Annotated in this window: 21 protein-coding genes and 1 pseudogene; 1 reads left to right on the forward strand and 21 read right to left on the reverse strand. The window is 58.8% G+C overall.

Features of this window, described 5'->3' with window-relative positions:
• Positions 1-13: 13 nt before the first annotated feature.
• The 9 genes from KL786_RS25705 to KL786_RS25745 are packed head-to-tail and all read right to left on the reverse strand — an operon-like array spanning position 14 to position 7484.
• Positions 14-2767, reverse strand: coding sequence for a conjugative transfer ATPase (locus KL786_RS25705; protein WP_032903624.1), 2754 nt, complete (start codon positions 2765-2767; stop codon positions 14-16).
• The gene (locus tag KL786_RS25710; protein WP_032903625.1) at positions 2767-3183 is read right to left on the reverse strand and encodes a TIGR03751 family conjugal transfer lipoprotein; all 417 of its coding nucleotides are present in this window, start codon (positions 3181-3183) and stop codon (positions 2767-2769) included. The genes KL786_RS25705 and KL786_RS25710 overlap by 1 nt, the downstream gene beginning before the upstream one ends.
• Entirely contained in the window at positions 3146-4666 is a 1521-nt protein-coding gene (locus KL786_RS25715) for a TIGR03752 family integrating conjugative element protein (protein WP_020300908.1), read from the reverse strand. Before KL786_RS25715 ends, KL786_RS25710 begins: the two co-directional genes overlap by 38 nt.
• A complete protein-coding gene (locus KL786_RS25720) occupies positions 4656-5468 on the reverse strand; it encodes a TIGR03749 family integrating conjugative element protein (RefSeq protein WP_020300907.1) in 813 nt (270 codons plus the stop codon). Before KL786_RS25720 ends, KL786_RS25715 begins: the two co-directional genes overlap by 11 nt.
• Complete coding sequence (locus KL786_RS25725; protein WP_020300906.1) at positions 5465-6106, reverse strand: PFL_4703 family integrating conjugative element protein; 642 nt, start codon at positions 6104-6106, stop codon at positions 5465-5467. The genes KL786_RS25720 and KL786_RS25725 overlap by 4 nt, the downstream gene beginning before the upstream one ends.
• Positions 6103-6516, reverse strand: coding sequence for a TIGR03750 family conjugal transfer protein (locus KL786_RS25730; protein ID WP_020300905.1), 414 nt, complete (start codon positions 6514-6516; stop codon positions 6103-6105). Before KL786_RS25730 ends, KL786_RS25725 begins: the two co-directional genes overlap by 4 nt.
• Before the next feature lie 7 nt (positions 6517-6523).
• Positions 6524-6895: a TIGR03745 family integrating conjugative element membrane protein gene (locus tag KL786_RS25735; RefSeq protein WP_020300904.1), complete on the reverse strand. Its 372-nt coding sequence runs from the start codon at positions 6893-6895 to the stop codon at positions 6524-6526.
• 17 nt (positions 6896-6912) lie between these two features.
• The gene (locus tag KL786_RS25740; protein WP_020300903.1) at positions 6913-7152 is read right to left on the reverse strand and encodes a TIGR03758 family integrating conjugative element protein; all 240 of its coding nucleotides are present in this window, start codon (positions 7150-7152) and stop codon (positions 6913-6915) included.
• Complete coding sequence (locus tag KL786_RS25745) at positions 7149-7484, reverse strand: integrative conjugative element protein, RAQPRD family (RefSeq protein WP_020300902.1); 336 nt, start codon at positions 7482-7484, stop codon at positions 7149-7151. Before KL786_RS25745 ends, KL786_RS25740 begins: the two co-directional genes overlap by 4 nt.
• A 299-nt stretch (positions 7485-7783) precedes the next feature.
• Here KL786_RS25745 and KL786_RS25750 point away from each other — a divergent pair, with 299 nt between their 5' ends.
• The gene (locus KL786_RS25750) at positions 7784-8365 is read left to right on the forward strand and encodes a hypothetical protein (protein WP_020300901.1); all 582 of its coding nucleotides are present in this window, start codon (positions 7784-7786) and stop codon (positions 8363-8365) included.
• A 20-nt stretch (positions 8366-8385) separates the two neighbouring features.
• On the opposite strand, the gene KL786_RS25755 is transcribed toward KL786_RS25750, so the two are convergent.
• From KL786_RS25755 to KL786_RS25805, 12 genes and pseudogenes are all read right to left on the reverse strand, one after another.
• Positions 8386-9117 (reverse strand): TIGR03747 family integrating conjugative element membrane protein, encoded by a 732-nt coding sequence (locus tag KL786_RS25755; RefSeq protein ID WP_032903626.1) that lies wholly within the window; start codon positions 9115-9117, stop codon positions 8386-8388.
• Between the two features lie 90 nt (positions 9118-9207).
• Positions 9208-11313 carry a type IV conjugative transfer system coupling protein TraD gene (gene traD / locus KL786_RS25760; protein WP_020300899.1) on the reverse strand — a complete coding sequence of 702 codons (2106 nt, stop codon included), beginning with the start codon at positions 11311-11313 and terminating at the stop codon, positions 9208-9210.
• Between the two features lie 8 nt (positions 11314-11321).
• The gene (locus KL786_RS25765; RefSeq protein WP_020300898.1) at positions 11322-11837 is read right to left on the reverse strand and encodes an integrating conjugative element protein; all 516 of its coding nucleotides are present in this window, start codon (positions 11835-11837) and stop codon (positions 11322-11324) included.
• Positions 11834-12382 (reverse strand): lysozyme family protein, encoded by a 549-nt coding sequence (locus KL786_RS25770; protein ID WP_020300897.1) that lies wholly within the window; start codon positions 12380-12382, stop codon positions 11834-11836. The genes KL786_RS25765 and KL786_RS25770 overlap by 4 nt, the downstream gene beginning before the upstream one ends.
• Positions 12364-13083: a TIGR03759 family integrating conjugative element protein gene (locus KL786_RS25775; protein ID WP_032903628.1), complete on the reverse strand. Its 720-nt coding sequence runs from the start codon at positions 13081-13083 to the stop codon at positions 12364-12366. Before KL786_RS25775 ends, KL786_RS25770 begins: the two co-directional genes overlap by 19 nt.
• A gap of 9 nt (positions 13084-13092) precedes the next feature.
• A complete protein-coding gene (locus tag KL786_RS25780; RefSeq protein ID WP_020300895.1) occupies positions 13093-13764 on the reverse strand; it encodes a hypothetical protein in 672 nt (223 codons plus the stop codon).
• Positions 13761-14303 (reverse strand): PFGI-1 class ICE element type IV pilus protein PilL2, encoded by a 543-nt coding sequence (gene pilL2, locus KL786_RS25785; RefSeq protein ID WP_020300894.1) that lies wholly within the window; start codon positions 14301-14303, stop codon positions 13761-13763. Before pilL2 ends, KL786_RS25780 begins: the two co-directional genes overlap by 4 nt.
• A 106-nt stretch (positions 14304-14409) precedes the next feature.
• Complete coding sequence (locus KL786_RS25790; RefSeq protein ID WP_020300893.1) at positions 14410-15165, reverse strand: DUF5983 family protein; 756 nt, start codon at positions 15163-15165, stop codon at positions 14410-14412.
• A gap of 52 nt (positions 15166-15217) precedes the next feature.
• Positions 15218-15598 (reverse strand): annotated as a pseudogene (radC, locus tag KL786_RS25795) (RadC family protein); the annotation flags it as partial.
• Positions 15599-15813: 215 nt separating this feature from the next.
• Entirely contained in the window at positions 15814-16071 is a 258-nt protein-coding gene (locus tag KL786_RS29735) for a hypothetical protein (protein WP_032903653.1), read from the reverse strand.
• A 70-nt stretch (positions 16072-16141) separates the two neighbouring features.
• A complete protein-coding gene (locus tag KL786_RS25800) occupies positions 16142-16723 on the reverse strand; it encodes an STY4534 family ICE replication protein (protein WP_020300891.1) in 582 nt (193 codons plus the stop codon).
• Between the two features lie 897 nt (positions 16724-17620).
• Positions 17621-19588: a DNA topoisomerase III gene (locus KL786_RS25805; protein ID WP_020300890.1), complete on the reverse strand. Its 1968-nt coding sequence runs from the start codon at positions 19586-19588 to the stop codon at positions 17621-17623.
• Positions 19589-19596 lie beyond the last annotated feature (8 nt).

A 19596-nucleotide genomic window follows, 5' to 3' on the forward strand; every position in this document is an offset into this window, starting at 1 on the left:
CGCCACACCTCCCTTATATGGGCTCTATTCCTCGTGCGCTATCGATCCGTTCAGCTACCCGGTAAGCCGCTTCCAACTCCGAACAGCCATTCTCCTGCATCAGTGTCCAGCGTTCGGCTTTTTCCTCGGGCTCTGTCATGGCCAAAGCGAGGTAAAGACTGGGTGGCACGGCTCGAAACAGCGTCTCGAGCTTTTTCGACAGCACCACTCCCTCGGTGTATTTCCCCGGCTCTTTGCTGGCGGAGAGCAACAGGGCTTTCTGCGCAGGTGAAAGCTTCTTGAACCGTGCGATTTCTTCGATTTCCGCGGGCGGCATATTCAAACAAATCCACCATTCGATCATGTTGAGCATGGTCTGCGCAGCCGTGGGAAAATCAGCAAGGTTCTGCGTCGCCAGCCAGAACCAAGCGCCGAGCTTGCGCCACATCTTCGTCCCCTTGACCACGAACGGCGCCAGCAACGGGTTCTTGGTGATGATATGACCCTCGTCGGTGACCATGATGATCGGTCGGCCCAGGTACTGGTCGCGCTCGGCGAGGTTGTTCACGGTGTTCATCAAGCTGATGTAGCTGATGGACATCTGTGCCTCGTAGCCTTCGCGCGCGTAAGTGGCAAGGTCGACAATGGTCACATCGCTCTCGGGCCAAGGCGTGCCTTCGCGATCGAACAGTTCACCCTCGAAACCCTGGCAAAATAGGTCGATGGACTCGCCCATTTCCTGGGCACGCTCGCGACGTTTCTCCGGCAAGTGCGGGTCGGCGGCGATGCCCAGCAAGGCGTCGCGTACGTCGCGGGTCAGTACCTGGCGACCCGCCGCGACGCAGGTCTGCGCCGCATCGAGAATGCACTCGCGGATCAAGCTGCGATCGGCTCGACTCATGCGCGCCTCTTCTTTGGCCTCGCCGCCGGTGATCATCAGGCGGGCAGTGATTTCCAGTTCGCCGAGAACATCGCGCTGGTCTTCGTGACTGGTTACCACCTCATCGTCCAGCTCATCGATCGACAGACTCGCCACCTGATCCGGCTGCTCGACCAGGCGCCAAGCATCGGCGAACGGGGCGAGACAGACCGAGGCGCCAGGTTTCAATTGGACCTTGTTGACCGACAGGCCCTGTGTCGCGAAGTAGTCTCCCTGCAAGCCGAATGAGTTGCCGGCCTCTACGATAAACAGGCGAGGGCGGTACACGGCCATGACCTGCATCAGTAGGGTGACCAAGGTCGCCGACTTCCCGGCACCGGTGGGGCCGAACAACAGCAGATGACCGTTCATGGCCCGATCCAGGCGTGACAATGGGTCGAAGCTCAATGGCGAGCCGCCGCGGTTGAACAGGGTGATGCCCGGGTGGCCGGTGCCGGTGCTGCGGCCCCAGACCGGAACCAGGTTCGCTAGGTGCTGGGCGAACATCAGGCGGGTGTACCAGTTACGCGTGTCGCGGGCCGGGTTGTAAGCCATCGGTAACCAACGCAGGTAGCTGTTGCAGGCGGCGACCTCATCGCCTTCACTTACCGGTTGCAGCCCCGCGCCCAACAGCGCGTTGGCCAGGCTGACCGAGCGCTGGTGCAATTGCTGTTCATCGTGACCGCGTACGTAGAACGCCAGGGTTCCTCGGTACAGCTTGTGCTGGCGGCCGATGATCGCGCGAGCCTCTTCGACATCCTGACGAGTCTGGGTCGAGGCCAGGTTTTCACCGATGGCTTTGCGAGCTAGGCGGTTCAACTGATCCTCGAGTACATCCTGTGGTTTGACCATTAAGGTCAGACTCGTCACCGTACCTTCGGGTAACTGGTCGAACAGCGCATTCACCGCGTCACCCTTGCGGGTTTCGCCGGTGAGTTGACCAATCGATGGTGCCCGCCGCAGTTTGTCCACCACTATCACCCGGTGGGGTTGATCGTCGAAAAACCAGAGTCCGTGCTGCACATCCGAACGCGGTTCGTTGAAGAACAGCCGCTCGGCAAAGTCATGATCGAAGGGCAGATCCAGCGACTCACCGTCACCCGACTCCGGATAGGCCACGCGGCGGTAGAAATTTTCGGGCGCTTCATCAGTGAGCCTGGGGGCCGGATTGAACCAGGGCAATAACCAGGCATACAGACCTCGGCCATCGACTCGCGTTGAGTGCACCCCGCACGCCTGCAACGAAGCACGGATACGTTCGCAAGCCTGTTGCAGGGATTGCACCGGGGTGAGTCCCGTCTCCTCAGCGTCAGATTCAAGCCAGCGATAGACCACCAGACGCACCCGTCGGTTATTGCCGCGCCAGGGCAGGCGCGTCACCACCTGATCCTCAAACAGACCACCGGGCTTGGCGATGGCCTTCAGATGACGGCGGCTGAGCTGCAAATACGCCTCGGTGAAGACCGTACCTCGCGCGCTGTTCTGAATATAATCGGTGAGCTGGGTCAGGTAGGGTGTGAAGTCGTTGTCGTCTTGACAGAAAAACTGCGCCACCCAAGGCGCTTGATCCAGCTCGTCAAAGCTATCTTGCAGGGCGTCTTCGAGGGCGTCGCGGACCGCCATCAGCCAATCGGGTTCGCGCCCTTCGGTGCCGATGGGCAGCAACTCGAACACCGCACCCACCGAGCGATTGTCATCCAGTAGAAAACACTGCTGAGTGTCGAGGTATTCGACCCAAGGCAGGTAATCGGTGAAGCTGGGGTTGTGCGCATAGAGTGCGGCCTCATCGGCCAAGGTCGCGCGAGGGCGCAATGGATTGCGCCAGCCTTTCCACGTGGGAGTGCGATTGCCCGAATCGCCGCTACGCACTACAGGTCTTCCTGACGTTCACCAGGTAATGCGTACTGCACACGTTGGTAGAACGGAAAGACGGTCGAGTAACCTGGGATCGGTGCCTGCTCGGTACCACTCAGATGCGGATACACGTATAGCACCAGATCGGGATTGGGCAAGCGAGGGAACAGGTTGCGGATCTCGTTCGCCGCTGTGCGAGTGTACGGTTCCTGGAGAGAAAAGGAGAAATCTGCTTGAGCCAACGGGCGGCGTAACTGCTGCCGAGCATCCAGCAGTTGCTGCTGAGTGCCTTGCGAACCGGCGCCGTTCCAGATGTCCAGCATGGTTTGCTCTCCATGGGGCAGAAGCGTCTCCTTGTCGGTGGAGCACCCCGCCAGGACCCAGCAGAACACGCTAATCCAGGTCAGGCAGGGAGGCATGGTCTTTTTCATGGCGAACGCTCCGGCCCTTGGGCTCGTAGTCGATGGTGATCTCATGGTCGAGGTGCAGCGCGACTTGTGCTGCCGGTGGCACGTACACGGCAGCAAAGGCTTCGCCATACAGCTTGTTGACCCACTCGCGGATGTCGCTGACCCCGCCGCTGAGAATTGAATTCAGCGCGCTGTTGCCACTGCTACTGGTGACCCCGAGGGTACTGCCGCCTGAACTGATTACGCTGCTGTTGTTCCGCTCATCCCCGAGCAGGGCGGCGACACCGGCGCCGGCGGCAGTGATCAGGCTCTGGCTGCCGAGGTATTGCTGAGCGTTCGAGCGGCGCTCGCCAGCGATGCAAGGAATGCCATACGGATCGGACAGGTAACCGAGTCCGCCGCGGATCTTGTCGGTGTTTGAGCTCTGGGTGGTGGAGGCAGTGCGGCTGGCTACTGCTTTCGGCTGAGGTACCGTGCGGATGGTGCCATCGGTAAACACAAAGGTGATTGACTCGACCTGTCCACGTACGCAAGACAGGGTCCAGTCACCGGACGCGGTGCCGCTCATTACGGCACCCGCGACGTCTGGCAGGTCGATGCCGTTGGCGGTCAGGTTCTCAGGGCCGACCAGCACTTTGAAGGGATAGGGATCATTCACAGTGCCGTCCACCGGGACGCGGCCGATCAGCGCGGTCATGGCGACTGAGCCCATCAATGTCGCGTTTTCGGGGATGGTGTAGACCGGCTTCGCCCCTTCGGTTCGGTCAACGGATCGCGTCAGGTCACGCTCACCCTTGGTGACTGCACGTAGCTGTTTCTGGCTGCGATCAATAGGATTGTCTTTCAAGCCTTCCAGTGAGTTGAAGGCGGTAGGCAGACTCAATGCGAGGGAGGAGGTCTTGGTTTTGCCTCGGGTGTCGGTGCCCGAAGCATCCGAGGGTTCAATCCACTGCAGCGCATCATTGGCAGGATGCTGTCCGTCAAACTGAGCACCGTCGCCAGGCTCGAGCCCCAATCCGATTGGCATATCCTTGCCTTTGCCGGTCAGCCCCGACAACTGATCCTGCAATTGCGTGAGCAGGCCGCGAGCCTGACGACTGTCTTGTTCCGCTTTGAGTCGGGCCTCGTTGGCTTGGCGGCGGCCTTCGTCGACCTGCTGGGTCACACTGCCAAGCGCGGTCTGGATACGCGAATCGACACTGTTTTCCCGCTCGCGTAGGCGGTTGTTTTCCGTCTGCAGTGAGTCATTGTGTTTCTTCAAACCGAGCATGTCGCTGCGCATGGCCTTCACCTGGCCGACCAGGGTGGCGACCGTGTCGCGTGGGGTATCGCCCGCAATGCCGAGCGACTTGGCTTGCTCGGCGGATAATTGAATATTGCCCTGATCAACTGGGTGCTCTGGAGAAGGTGTGCTGCCACCCGGGACCCAGGTTTTCAGGATGATCAGTACCACGCCCAGCAGCGCAGCCGGTACCAGCCATTTGAGCAAGGCGTTAGCTTTCATCGTCAGCACCTCGCGCAACGGGCGGTAGCAGCACGGCTTGCTCGAGGCCGGCACCGCGGGTGACAAGGTAGGCGATCGTGGTGTCTTCAGCGCTGCCGACAGGCCCGAGGAAAGCATGCTGGAAGGCCGCGGCGAACAGCTTGGCCTGAAGTCGACGTGGATCGAGTTGCACCGTCTCTGAACCACGATTGCGCAATTTCACCGCCGTCACCCAGTAATCACCGAGTCGCCAGACGGCGATGGGTGTGCTGGACACGTTTTCGGTCGGCAGCAGGGTCGGCAGTTCGGTACGCAGCTTGAGCGGGACGCGGCGTACACCGGGCAGGGACTCCACGGTGCGCAGCGGCGCGTACAGGCTTTGCGCGGCGTAGCGCGTCAAAGCGACCGGGATCGGTGTGCGTTCTGGAACAGGGACGGTGCTAGATTCAGCCTCGGTAGCTTGCCCCTGAGCATTCTTGAGAATACGTACGGGCTCCAGCGGTTGATCGCCGGGAGTGGCCGCGATATCCAGGAGGATGATCTCGCCCGTCGTGACCGATTGCAGCTGCAGTCGGGTCGGTGCAATGGCTTCCGACGCTCGCAGGTACAGCGTGCCGCCGGTTGATTGCACACGCAGCTTGCCGGTCAGGGTTGAGGGCACACCGACGCGAACAGCCTCATCGATAAAGACCACTCGTTCCTGATTGATCACCAGCGGGACCGCGAGGGGGAGGCGTTCCCAGTGCATCAGCTCGACGGCCTGCGCTACAGCTCCCCATAGCATCAGTGCAACGGTGAGTCCCAGGGTAGAAATCCGCTTCATGGCTCACCTCCAGGCAGGGAGATTTTTTGCGGAGTGCCCTGATAACAATCCAGTGCCAGCCCCCACTTATTGCGTTCGGGGTCCAGATCAAAACGCACCACGCGCAATGGATACCGCACCACCACCCGTTTCACCGGTTCGGCGGCGTAATATTCATCGGCATTGAGATCGAGCTTGACCAGCCAGCTGTCGCGGTCGAGTTGCTTGACCCTGAGTTCCGGATCTTCGCTGTAGCCTCGGCCCAGAATTTCGTAGACGCCACGCACCCGCTGGCGCAGCTCGCCGGCGGCCTTGCGGTACTCATAATCACCGTCGAGGAAGGCCTTGCAGGCGGGTGTCAGGTAGGACTGCAAGCCATAGATGGCGCGGCGATAATCCTGCTCGCCATCCGAAGGCCAGCGGTTGAGTTGGCCAAAGATGTACAGGGCAAAGGCATAGACATTCTCTGGGGGGACATCCCACCACTTGCGAGTGCTGCCCGAGCGCAGATCCGGGGGGACATGCACCGTCAGATCGGTCGGTGCCGAGCGCCAGCCATACCAAAGTCCGGCACAGACCAGGGCCAGAATCACTACCGCCAGACGCAGGCTGAAGATGTGGGCGTGTTGGGCATCCACCTTGTTCCGAAAACGATTCATGGTTGCCACCGGAACAGGGCAGGGCGCAGTCGACGCGAACGGCGAATCGTCCAGGCGCCGGAGTGGAGAATCAAACTTCCGCGCCCCAGGCGCCAACGGCTGGCGAGTATCCATTCGAGCTTGCGGTACAACCAGGTCTCGGGGCGAGCCCGTTTGGCCCGACGCAAAAGCGTACCACCGGCAAATAACACCAGCGCCATGCTTGCGATCATGCTGGTCGGCGCAACGGCAATAGACGAGGTGACGATCCCTAGAGGAACGCCCAGCAGCAGGCCAATGGCGGCGCCAGTGCCGAGAGCTACCCACATCTCATCATTGGTCAAACCGCGCAGTACGGCAGGATCGCGGTTGAGTCGCTCCGGCAGAAAGACCAAGGTGCCGTCGGCAAGGCGTTCGATAGTGTCGTTCATGTCGACCTCACAGAATCGCGGCGGCCTTGGTCAGGAACCAGATGATGATCACCACCAACAGGGCGCCGATGCCGACCACCGCGCCGAGGTCCTTCCAGGTCTTGCGCTGGTTCTGCACGTCGGCATAGACAGTTAGGGAATGCCAAGCCACCCCGAGAAAAGCGAGCAGGGCGATCAACAAACCGAGCAGGATGCCGCCGTCATAGGCGTAGTTTTTGATCGTCTCGATCAACCCGGAACCTTCACCACGCGAAGGAGCCTCCATGGTGGGAAGCTCGGCAAAAGCCAGGCTTGGGCCGAGCACCAACAGCAGGCCGATCAAGCGCTGGCTGGCACGATCACGCAGGTTGTTTTTTAGAGGGGTAAAGCACTTGAGCATGGCAGTGATCTCCTGGATTAGGACAGCGTGAAGAACATCAGGACTAGTAGGGCGAGCAAAACACGTGCGGCGCTGCCGCCAAACGCGCCGAAGCGCACACTGCCGGTGGCCCAGCCCCGGTAAGCCGTCCACATCACCCAGGTGCACCAGAGCAAAGCCAGGACGAGAACCAGGGACAACCAGAGTGTCGAACTGCTCTGTGCCGAGAAACCGGAGGCGTTTTGGAACGCTGCGGTCTGAGCGTCGGTCATGCTCATGGCGACGGTTCCACGGACGGGATGTCGAGGCGGTAATCGCCGACCAGCTCACCAGCGTCGTGAGGTTGAGCACGGGAGGGCGACAGATAGTTCTGCATTCCTTGGCGAATGCGTTGGATGTCCTGAGACAGGCGGGGATAGTCGAAGCGATAGCGTTCGTTTGGTTCGGAGGTCCTGGCTACCTTAGCTTGCGCCGCAAGGCGCTCAATAGTGTCGACCTGCTGCTGAACTAGGCTGAGCTGCTCGCGCTCATGAGCAGATGCGGCATAGCCGCCGCTATGGAACGTCATCAATATGAGCAGTAGGCAGATTCGGAAAAATGTAGTCGGCATGTGGATAGCCCATTTGGAGATGGGGCCAGCATTCAACTAACGTCCAGGACTCAGCAGTAAGAAACACGAAACACGCTGCGTCATTTTATTTCGATACAGTCTCTGATCGTGGAGCGAGTTCGAACACCGTATCGAGAGCTACGAAACGCGGAAAAATGACACGATTGGACCGCAAGTACAGCATTGGTTACTCATGAAAAACGATTAGTAGCCGTTAACTTTTGATTCCGCTAACAGCATTGTTAGCGGGGCGCAGATAAGCGCGGACGAAATCAGTTAACGAAGAGTGATAGCAGAGAGTGAACATCCAACAAGCAATTCGGCGGTACCGTATTCGACAGGCCGTGGGCTTCTCCTTGATGGTCTTCGGGGGGCTATTTTATTTGGTTTCATCGTTGATTTTTCTGCACCATCAAGCAGAGACTCTCGCGAGCACAAAATTTTTTGGGCATTTGGGAGGGGTTGTGCAAAATTTAGTAGCCGATGTTTACCAGGTCACATCACCCTACATCGGTTTTGTATGGGAGCACGCGCCTACCCTCAGCCAGGAAAACCCGCTCAGCTATGGAAATTTGCTGTTTTTCGGTTTGCTGGGTGTGATGATTATTGGAAAGCAAATTCTCCTTTCCGCTAGCCAACTCAAGAGGCGTGTTCAGGTTCAATTCGAACGTCTTGAGGAAGCTCAGTGGCGCAACTCGATGCAAAATGGAGCAGCCACCCAAGTCAACGCAAATCAGATCGGGCAGATCAATTTTTATCAGCAGTCTATGCCGCCGTCCCCTAGCGGTGATTGGTGGCAGCGGCCGTTGGGTATTGTTGGTTTGTCTATTATTGGCGGTTATGTCGTCGCGATTTTGGCTAAATTCACCGGAATGGTTTAACACGTCAGCGTTACATTTTATTAAATGTATTTTTTAAACGTCGCCGCGGTGATGGCTGTCGTTATTCCGAGCATCATCGCGCAAGGCAAAAAGACGGCCATAGGATTGAGCGAAAAGGGCAGGGACAGATACATGATCCAGGGTACGAGCAGCAGGGGTATCACTGCTCGTTTAGCTCGGTGATAGACAAAACTGCTTTCTCGCCCGGCTCCAAACTTGCGCAGGTCGCGGCGCATCAAACCATCGACAAAACCGGTGAACGAGGCCAACAAAAATAGCGGTGTGGCCAGAGCCAAGATGGTTAGGCGCACTACGAAGGTAAAGGTCACATACACCGCCGCCAGTACGAAATCCTCAATGCTCACGTAGAGCTGATTCGCCCAGCTCCAGAAGCCATTGCCCTGGCCCGAAACCCGCGCCTGCCGGGCAAAATCCTCAAAGCCAGTCTTGACCAGCAGCCACTGATTGAGGAGCTCCAGCCACTGGACAATTGTTTTCCCAGGCTGTTGGATGAGAAGTGAAGCTTTGAAGTGCTCGCTGAGCCAGCCCAACTCACTGGTTAGCATAGCCTGACTATGCCGCCAGCCCTGATCACCCCAGAACAGTAGCAGCCCGGCGAACTCGATGAGGATCGAGAACAGCAACGAGGCAATCAGCAAACCGATGATGCGCAGGACTAGGCTGATCGTCGAGATGATCAATCCCGGACGCTGGATCGGTTGTGGCGGCGTGTTCTGGGTGGAAGTCGCCATAGTTCACCCCATTGCGCGCTGCAGAGTTGATGTGGGCAATACGTCTCCTGGATCGTTTTCTGCTGAATCGAAACCTGTTGTGGGGTAGGGCTACCCCACCTGATCCAGATCGAAGTTGGTAGTTGGGCCGCCACCGCTTGCGCTCCACCATTGCCCCGCCTGCGCGTTATAGGCCGCCCGCATCCGTTGAGTGAGTTCCTGTAGGTCCTTGGGCATGGCGTCGACGTTGGAGGGTTTTGGCAACGGCATGCGGACTTTCCAGAGCTGCCCACCGGCCTGGAAGGAGAACATTTGCCCCTTGGGCAAACTGACGATATGAGCAGGCTCGATCAGCGGCACACTGGTGCTGCTGACACGGTCCTGGGAGGACGAGGTGAAGTCCGTGTTGGCGTCCGGATCGGATGTGTCCGTCGCACCCGACATCAGGGTCTTGGTCAGCACGTTAACCTTGGGTAACTGCTGGGTGAGCAGTTCAGCGGTGGCGGTTTCGCGCACGCGGAGCATCTGCAGGGTGTTGAAGTTGCCAATCACCTGGCCAGCTTTGGCGCGGTTGCCGATACGTGCTTCGATATCGCTGAGGGTCTGGGTGTAGGCGGTTACCTGGATACCGGCGCCGCCACCCTTGTTGATCAGGGGGATGAACTCATCGCCCATCAATTCGTTGAACTCATCAGCGTGCAGGTTTATCGGCAGCTTGTCACTGCTGCTGCCTGATGGGGGCAGGCCGTGGTCAATGCCATGTTTGTAGATGTGGCCCGCGACCGAGACCAAATCAGCGAACATGGAGTTGCCCACAGCGGCTGCGACTTCGGCGTCGGTCAGCGCATCCAGGCCGACGTAAACGATGCCGCGTTTGCGAATGATCTGCATCCAGTCGAAGATTGGTCGCGGGTCATCTAGGTCGGTGTAGTTGGGGGCCAGCAGTTGGGCGGTCTTGCCGGTGGTGAGTTTCTCCAGCAGCGGCAGCAGCGAAGCAACGATTTTGTCGAAGTAGGTGCGGTCGTAACGTACTGCCGAGCGCAGTCCATCCAGCACCGGATCGAATACCCGTTTCACCGCCAGGTACTGTTCGATGGCCACCACACGCTTTTCGCGTCCCACCATATGCCGGGGAATGTTCTTCTCAGTGAGTTTGCCTTCCAGTTGGACGATCACTTCCCAGGCTTTCGGATCGGTCTTGGCGAAAAACTGCTGAGCGTATTCGATGAACAGCGCGTCTATATTGACCACATGTCGCTGGATCTGCAGGTAGTCTGGGCGCCGGCCCAACTCGATCAAAGCCCGGGCAATGATGTTGACAAAGCGCCAGGCGAACTCGCGAAAGGCTGCGGAGTTGCCTTCGCCACTGAGTTGCCCAGCGATGCGCGATGCTACCTCCGAGATGCGCCCGAAACGTCCCACCGCGTTGTAACGCGCGGAGATCTCTGGCCAGCCTAGATGGAAAACATAGAATTCCTTTTCCCGACCGGCCCGTTTGGCTTCGACGTACATGCGTTTGAGCAGGTCGGCATCGCCCTTCGGATCGAAGACGATGACCACCTCATGTTCGACGCGGTGAATGTCCTGGGTGATGTACACCTCGGCGAGTCGCGTCTTGCCGACACGGGTAGTGCCCAGCACCAGGGTGTGTCCGACCCGTTCGCCCAGCGGCAGACTGACTTCCGTTTCGTTGGGCTCGACCCCATGCAACAGAGGCGAGCCACCGACTGGGGGTAAAGGGCGCAACGGATTGAAGGCACTGTCCCAGGCGGTGACACGGGCCAGTATCGAGAGCGGAAACGGTGCATGCTCCAGGCGCCGTTCGAGTTCACGGGCCAGCCGGTAGTGGGTCGGTTGGTCGACATAATGGGCGACCGCCGGATCCTGGGCCTCGACCAAGCGCTGGGTGTGCAGGCGGGTCCAGCGAAAGCCGCGACCCATGAACAAACGCTTACGACTGACCGGAATCTGCCGGCTGGTCAGCTCGTAGCGGGGCAGCCGGCGGATATTGCGCCGATAGCGCAACACCTCCCAGGCTTGTCGCAGGCGGATCAGGCCGAACAGGGTATAGGCCAGCGCCGCAACCTGCCCGATCTCGGGTGACAGGGCCACGGCCCAGGGCGAGTACACGCACAACACCGCGGCGGCGATGCAGATTGTTACGGTGTACAACTCGACCGCTGGCCGGAGCTTGGACTCCATCGCATGCTCGGCCATGACCTGACTCACTGTCCCAATGAGGTGGCGGTGATCAAGACGGGGTAGTGCAAAATCTGCAGGCGGGTGGCGATGTCGTTGCCGTTGACCGGCAGGATGGTGATGTCTGGAGCGGCTGCGCGAATTCGGGCCAGGGCTTCAGTGTCGGCTACTTCGACGGCGAGGCCAGCCGCGCCCATTTCCTGCAGTTCAGCAGCGCGCTGACGCAGCCAAGTCAGCGACAGGGGATCGTCACCGACCAGAAAAAATGGCCGCAAGCCCGGCATGTTCAGGGCGCGATACGTGATCTGGCCGGGGCTCAAGTGGGGGCTACGGATGGGCAGTATCCAGGCTTCATCGGCAAACGTGGACAGGTCCGCATGCATGGCCCGATCAGGCTGGATCTTGTTGTTTATTAGCGGCCTGGCAACTTGAAAATGGTGTCGGGTGAAGTCGCTAGGCTGATCCCCGGCTACGGTCAGTTCCGGCTGGGCGAAAGATACCAAAAGCAGGATGAAATAACAGGCGATGGGGATTCGCTTCATGGTGGTGTGCCCTGTTTGAAAGAAACCAGCAACCGTTCGAGTTGCCGGGAAAAGCCGGCGCGGTAACGCGCGGCCGGCGTTCCTCCTGCCGGGCGGTGATATCGGCCGGCAGCTGATACCCAATCACCGGTGGTGGCGTGATGCTCCTGCAACAGCGCGGCGGTCACGGCGAGATTTCGGTAAGGGTCAAGGGCTTCGCAGGGGCTGGAATAACGTTGCCCGTGGTAACCCAGGTTGGTTTGTCCAAGACCGACATCGACCCGCTTGGCGTCATGTCGCGCGAGCGCCTGAAGTAAGGCGTGACAGGCGGCCTGGCGAGTGGCGAAGCGGTAGGGTATTCCGGCGATGTTCAGGGTCCAGGGCCAGGGCAGCAATCGACCACGGACGTGGATACCACTCTCCTGCAGGGCAATTGCGAATAGCACCATAGAAGGGATGTCGGCGTCATGCGCCGCCAATTGATAGGCCGGAGGCGGAAGTTGGTCGGCCTGGACGGCGAGCACCGTCAGCACCAGCGCAAGACCACTCAGTCGAGGCGTTGCCATTGTCCATTCACCTGTTGAAATGTGGCAGGCATTGGCCCCGGGGCACCCAGGCTGAACCAGCGACCACGGTCATGGTTCAGGGTGATCTGCCGGCGTTGAACCTTGACGGGATCGATGCCCGCTTGCCGAGCCCAGCTACGGACGCGTTCATCCTCGCCTTGGCTGCCCACCAGGTAGATATCGAACGCCGTGTCGCTGCTTTGCAGACGCTGGGCTTCGGCGGTACACGCTGAGCAGTGGTCCTCCACAAATAGAGCCTGGCGCGGCGCGGCCGCTGAGCTGATAGGGGGCGGGGATGCCATGCCCTGGATCGGTAGCAGCCCGGGAAACAGCTTGGTCCAGGCCGCGGCGTAAGCGTTTTGGTAGGCCAACTCGCGCTCGGCGCGTTTGGCTTCCAGCGCTACCTGTAATTCGGCATAGCGCTGGCGCTCTTGGTCGGTCTGGGCCTCAACCCCGAGCGCGGTCAACGGATCGAGGTTCGGGCTCCAGAAACCGCGTGGGCCGGATTGGATCTGTTCGAAGCGCGTCCACTCCTGCCCCGTCAGGCCCCAGCTCGCTGCCTGTTCAGAGTCAGAGCGCCCCAGCGGAGCAGACTGCGTGTCCTGGGTCTGTGACTGTGTCGTGACGGGGTTGCCCATCGCAGCGTCCATGGCCAGTAGCGAAGCGAGACAGACGACGGTGGGCAGTAGCGCTCTGTTCATGATCGCTTCTCAAGGGAGGTGCACGGTCTGGTCTGGCTGAGCGGCCACCGCGAAGATGGCTGAGTTCGGCTCCAGCACTTTCAGGTACCAGGCTCCGAGCTGCTCGCCGCTATGCAGCAGCCGAACATCTATGAGAGAGCGACTGTCATGAGGTGCGACTGCCAAGAAGCGCTCACCACCACGGGATTCGACCCCCAACACCGAGAACGGTGGCGAGAGCGGGACGGGCTTGGGGCGAGCGGTCTTTTTCGGTTTAGTCGCGGAAGGCGACGGCGGTGGGGGTGATGGCTGGGTCTTGTGCTCCTGGAACTGCTGCTCGACCTGTTCAAGGTGTGCGCGCAGCGCTGTCAGTTCTGCCACGGTGGCGCGGGCTGCCAGACCATCGCGCAGCTCCTGTATTTCTTGCGCCCACTGATCCAGCATCGGATCGAGGGTATTGGCCTGTTGCTCACTAGTATCGACCATCTGCTTCAGGTCTTTCAGCGCGTACTGCAGCTTCTCTTGTGCATCCTTGAGGGCGCTTGAATCATGTTGCAGGGTGTCCAAAGTTTGTCGGTATTGCGTGTCCGTGCTCTGCAGTTTTGCCATGCGTTGATACTGGTTATACAAACCACCGCTCAGCCCGGCGACCGCCAGGCAAAGGAGCCCGATGATGAGGGTTTGAAACGTTGAGGCTTTCATGACCGCGCCTCCGATTGATGGGGCAAGACGGGTGTAATCAGCGCGACACCGGCATCCGTTTTCTGCTGTTCGAAGCAGACCGAACGGCTGACTTCATCGGTCGTGAGTTGCCAGGCGGGGCCAGCCAGCACTTGTAGCGCGCGGCGCAAAGGGATTGGACCAAGCCGGTAATGGGCTGCAGGCAGAGGCCGGGTAAACAGCAACTTCACCGACGCAGTAACGGGGCAGAGCGAATAGCCCGAGCGCTGCAATACGTACTGCAACGCATCCTGCACTGAGGGGTTTAGGCTGGACGGGATGTTCACTTCAATGATTTGAGCGAGAAGATAGCGTTGTTCCGTGGTGGGCTCGGTGCTGACCAGCGTATAGCGGCCATAGCGGAGTTCTGTCGGATGGTTTCCTTCCGCTGTGTCCCTCGAAAGCTGGGCCCGATTGGAGCCACTGTCGATCTCTGGATGGGTTGGCAATGTATTGGGGATTTGCGCGGTGCAGGCGCTCAACAAACCCAGCAGGCAGACAGGCGTGAAAAAACGCTCCATGGAAAAAACCTCATGACAGATTCAGTGCAAAACCTGACATGAGGTGAAGGAGCAACTCAGTGAGAAAGTTGATTCAAGGCGGGTCGTGTTAACGCTGAACGCGTTGCTATTCATCAAAAATAGCGAGCCCATTCAAGACGGCAGCGTCGGGGTCGAAGATCAACAATCTCGCATCCGCCAATGCCGCCAGGTACAGTACGTTGACTAGGACTTCCGGTGTGCCTGCGTCGAGTTGCTCTTGTCTCAAGCTTGAATAACGTTTGCCCTCAATGTTCAGCAAGTTTTCGTCCGTCCATGGCGTGCCAATCAGCTTGCAACTGATGCCGCAGCAATCCGGCAACTCGAAAAGCTCGAACAAAAGGCCGGTTTGCCTCGGAGCGGAGTTACTTGCCCATCCTTCCAGATAGAACATCGCTTCTTCAGGAAGGTGTGCGGTACTGATCTCCCAGGCTCGACTGTAGTGCCCCGTTTCGAAGCTCAAGCGATGGACCATGGCTTGGGCTTCTTCCAGGGAGTACAGATCGCCGAGGTGATGCCGCTCGTTGAGCATGTCGCCCATCACGGCGTAGATCACTTGGCGCACCAACCCGGTGGACTGGCAGCGTTCATCTAATTCATCCAATTCATCCGGAATGGATTGGCCTTCGCTGATCAAGGCGAAATCGTCATTGAACAGGCAGGTGAACAGTTGCAGCTCATTGTCGGGCAGATGTGCTTGTGAGTCGTGCACTGGTCGAACGCAGGGAGGGCAGTCGTTTTCGTAGGTGATCAGTAGCAGCCGTTCGATATGAAGGTTGTCGTAGCCGCGAGCAAATGGGGTTGAGGCCATCAGCAGAGCTGGGGCTTGGTGTGCGGGGTTCATGAGGGTTCTCCAGAATGAAAATGAACAAGGCGCCCGAAGGCGCCTGTGAGGGTTAAAGCCAGCCGTATTCGGCAAGGGAGAGAGGACGACCTTCACCCACGATGAAGTGATCCAATACACGCACTTCGATCAAGGCCAAGGCCTCCTTCAGCCGTGCGGTCAAGACGCGATCCGCCTGGCTGGGTTCTGTACAACCCGAGGGATGGTTGTGAACCAAAATGGCGGCCGCAGCGTTATGCGCTAGGGAACGCTTAACGACTTGGCGGGGGTAAACGCTGGCGCCATCAATGCTGCCGTGAAAGAGGACTTCGAATGCCAGCACCCGGTGCCTGGCATCGAGAAAGATCACACCGAAGACTTCATGCTCTTGTTGCGCAAGCTGCAGTTTTAGGTAGGAGGCAACAGTGTCAGGCGACGTCAGGATAGGGCCGCGGGCGAACAGCCGACGATCCAGAATATGCTGCGCTTCGTCGATCAGCTGGTTTTCTTGGACAATGCGATCAGCCTCGAAATCCGAGGTCTCAATCAGTGTAAGTTGGGTGCTCATGGCGGTACCTCCGAAGGGAACAATCAGGGGTACACGCCCGAGGGGAGTGGTATCCCCCAAGGTGGGTGTGGAGTCTTGGGCGTTAGCAGATGGCGCGCTGTTTACAGCCGAGTGAATCGGTGGCGTTGACCGTGTAGATGTGAACCACAGCCGTCGCAAGGCGATGGAGAAAAGGTTCTTATTCCCCAGCCGGCTTCGGGATCGAAGTCGGCACTGATGGGCATCAACCGAACTAGCTCACGATGTATCGCGGCGATGCGTTGTTCGACCTCATCCTGCGAGTAATACAGCGATAAGGTGCTGTAGTCCTCGTAAGCTGTAGCGAACAGGCAGTCGTCGCAAAGCCAGAAGGATTCCATAATGGTCCCCTGTGCTGATTGAAGAAAAGGCGCTCGACGGAGCGCCTTGATGAGGAACATCGTGGACTGTTCAGGCGGACTGAACGGTACGGGTGGCATCACGGCGGGCCGTGCGCGGAGCGGGTGGAGATTCAGGTTCCACCCGAGCCTCTATTGGGTTTTCGGTATCCTCAACTTCGGCATCAGCCGACGGTGGGGATGGTTCACTGTTTGGCGCTTGCTCAGCAGGTGCTGTTGCTTCCTGCCTGGCGGGTGCTTTGTATTCGAACGTGCCGTTGATCTTGATCCAGTCGATGAACAGCAAACGACCTTTCAGGCTGGCGCCCGGTTGGCCTTGTTTCTCGCCTTTCTCATAGAGAAACGGATCGATCCACAGGTCGCCGATACGGAACGACAGCAAGACCTTTTTCTCGGCGTTGACGGCGTCCATATAGAGACGAATCAAGCGTTCAGCTTCACCCCCAGCGACTTTGCAGTCGAAGCGGGTGTACTCCACCGCATCGGTGGCACCGTGCAGGGCTGCGATATCGCAGGCAATGAATGGTTGGCCGCGGCGGACTTGGACTTCACGAACACGGTTGAGGTAGCCGATACCGACGGTGTGCAGGTTGAAGTAAGTGGTCGCTTCTTTGGATTGGTTGGCGTGGGCCATGGTGGTTCTCCTGTTTCAAGGGGAAACGGCGACGCACAGTCCCTGATGGGGAAGTGAGCCCCCGTCAGGGTGGGTAAGGTGAAGAAGAGCGATGAACGACTCACCACCGGCAAGCCGATGACGATCAGAACGATGCGTCTGGCGGAATAACGGTGCAGCTGAGGAACGTCTGCGGTAGTGGTTAGCAGACATGGGGTAGTGGGCATTCATCACCGCTGAGGCGGTAACCGTGCGAGCTTCCGAACGCTGATCGCACTTGGGTAAACCACCACGAACGTGGCGTAGCCTTGAAGGTTCAAGCTACCTGGGCTGGGCTGTCAACGACAGCAAACCACGCCCTTTGTATAAGCCTGTCACAGGGGAGCGTCAAGACGCTGCAACCCGATTTTTTATAGCCGGAATACAGTGGCAGTCACTGGACTGAAGAAAGTGAAGAGTGGGCCTGACGGGATGCCAGGCGAGGAAGAAAAAAACCACCTTTGACGGTCTTACGCAGTCGACCAGCGCCTCGCAACACTTGGTTGAACTGCGCCATGATTCGCCAACCGACCCTTGTCGTGGCCTGGGTCGGAACATGCTGGCACGCATCCGCGCACAAAAGGTGCCCAGTGTTTCCCCGGCGGGCTCCGGGACTGAATACGATCGCCGAAGCGGATGACCGCTGTTGCCGGGTAGAGGCAACAGTGGTCATCCGCCACCACGATCAGGTCAAGCACAAAACGGGAATGAAATCCCGCAGAAGAGAAGGCTCCGAACTCGACGAGTTCGACCGAGCTACCCGGAGCAAATCGGTCTTGGGTCGCCATTGGCGATGATCCTGAGGCACTACAGCAGAGAGGGTGGGACGACGTCAAGGCAGAGAACGCACCGTTCTCATAATGATCGTCCCATGGAACATCATGAGCGACGCGTATCTTTACTGATCGACACAGTGCCCTTGCAATCTGGGTAGTGGGAGCATGACCAGAACTGCCCTGATTTTCCTTTACGTCTACGCATCGAGGCATTGCAAATGGGGCAGGCCGGGCCGGCTTCGACAGGTACCGCCAAGGTGAGTGCGCCACAGTGTTCGACCAATTGTGCAATCCAGTTCGCCTGCTTGGCGACGAACGCATCAAGGGTCAGGCGTCCCGTTTCGATTTCGTCCAGGGCCTGTTCCCATATCGCGGTCATGCCCGGATCTGCGATTGCGGCGGGTACCGCCTCAATCAGGGTATGGGCCGCTGCGGAGGCCATTAAGGCGCGTTTTTTCTTCAGCAAGTAACCGCGATCAATCAACCCCTTGATGATGCCGGCTCGCGTGGCTTCGGTACCGATACCGGTAGTGTCCCGAAGTTTCTGTTTCAGGCGTGGGTCGTTGACCAGCTTGGCGACGTTTTTCATCGCCTTGATCAGATCGCCCTCGGTGAGTGGTTTGGGGGCGGCGGTGCGCATGGACTTGAGTTCGACGTCGTCCACTGCGCACTGCGTGCCCTGTTGCAAGACGGGTAAGACTTGGGACTTGTGACTGGGTTCGTCCTCCTCGGTGTTTTCGGAGAGCAAGCCTTTCCAGCCCTGGACCAGGATCTGTTTGCCAACAGCGGTCAATCGTTTTTCGCCACATTCCAGTTCGACCTGGGTTCGATCAAACTCATGAGACGGAAGAAATTGCGCGAGGTAGTGGCTACGAATCAGTTCGTAGACTTGGCGTTCTTGTTCGGACATCCGCGCAAGGTTCGCCGGCTCGGTGGTGGGAATGATGCCGTGGTGCGCGGTGACCTTGGCATCGTTCCACACGCGGGAGTGCAGTGATCGATCGAGTCTTCCGAATGCGGGCCGCAGGGTGGGATCGGTTTTGAGCAGGGCATCGAATACCCCAGATACCTCGTCGAACATACTCTCTGGCAAATAGCGGCAATCACTGCGCGGGTAGGTGGTGGCTTTGTAGGTTTCATACAGAGCCTGGGCGATATTCAGGACTTCCTGAACGCCGAGTCCCAACTTGCGCGAGCAGACTTCTTGCAGCGTGCTCAAGTCGAAGGGCAGGGGCGCCGCTTCGCGGAAATGCTCAGTCTGCAGCGAGAGTACTGTGGCGGTCTTGCTGCAAGAGATCGCTTGGACCGTTTGACTGGCAAGCGCCTGTTGCAGGCAACGACCCGCTTCGTCCTGTCCTGAGCTTGGCGGTAACCACGATGCGATGAATCGCTGACCCCTCGACGATAAGTGCACTTCAACGTTCCAGTAGGGCACCGGAACGAAACTGGCAATCGCACGATCCCGATCGACCACTAGGCGTAAAGTGGGTGTCTGTACGCGTCCAACCGACAGCACGCCGTCGTAGCCTGCCCGCCGACCGAGGAGGGTAAACAAACGACTGAGGTTCATGCCGATCAGCCAGTCAGCACGGCTGCGGGCGAGGGCTGAGTGATAGAGCGGGAAGGTCTCCTGACCAGACTTCAGCGAGGACAATGCTTTGCGAATCGACGCCTCGTTGAGTGCCGACAACCAGAGGCGCTGAACGGGGCCTCGATACTTGCAGAGTTCCAGTAACTCGCGGGCAATCATTTCACCTTCGCGGTCGGCGTCGGTCGCGATGACGACGGTGGTGGCTTTACTGAGCAGGCGCTTGATGACTTTGAACTGTGCCGCAGTCTTGGGTTTGACCTCGACCTGCCACTGCGCGGGAATGATCGGTAGATGATCTAACGACCAACTCTTGAAGTGTTCACCATAAGCTTCAGGCGGTGCTGTCTCCAGCAGGTGACCGATACACCAGGTGACGGTTGTCTCGGGTGCGATTAGGCAGCCATCGCTGCGCCGGCTGGCTCCGAGAACTTTGGCGATGTCACGACCTTGGGAAGGTTTCTCGCAGAGGAAGAGGCGCATAAGACTGC

It is taken from the genome of Pseudomonas sp. TAE6080, assembly GCF_018732265.1.
GTDB classification, from domain to species: domain Bacteria; phylum Pseudomonadota; class Gammaproteobacteria; order Pseudomonadales; family Pseudomonadaceae; genus Aquipseudomonas; species Aquipseudomonas brenneri.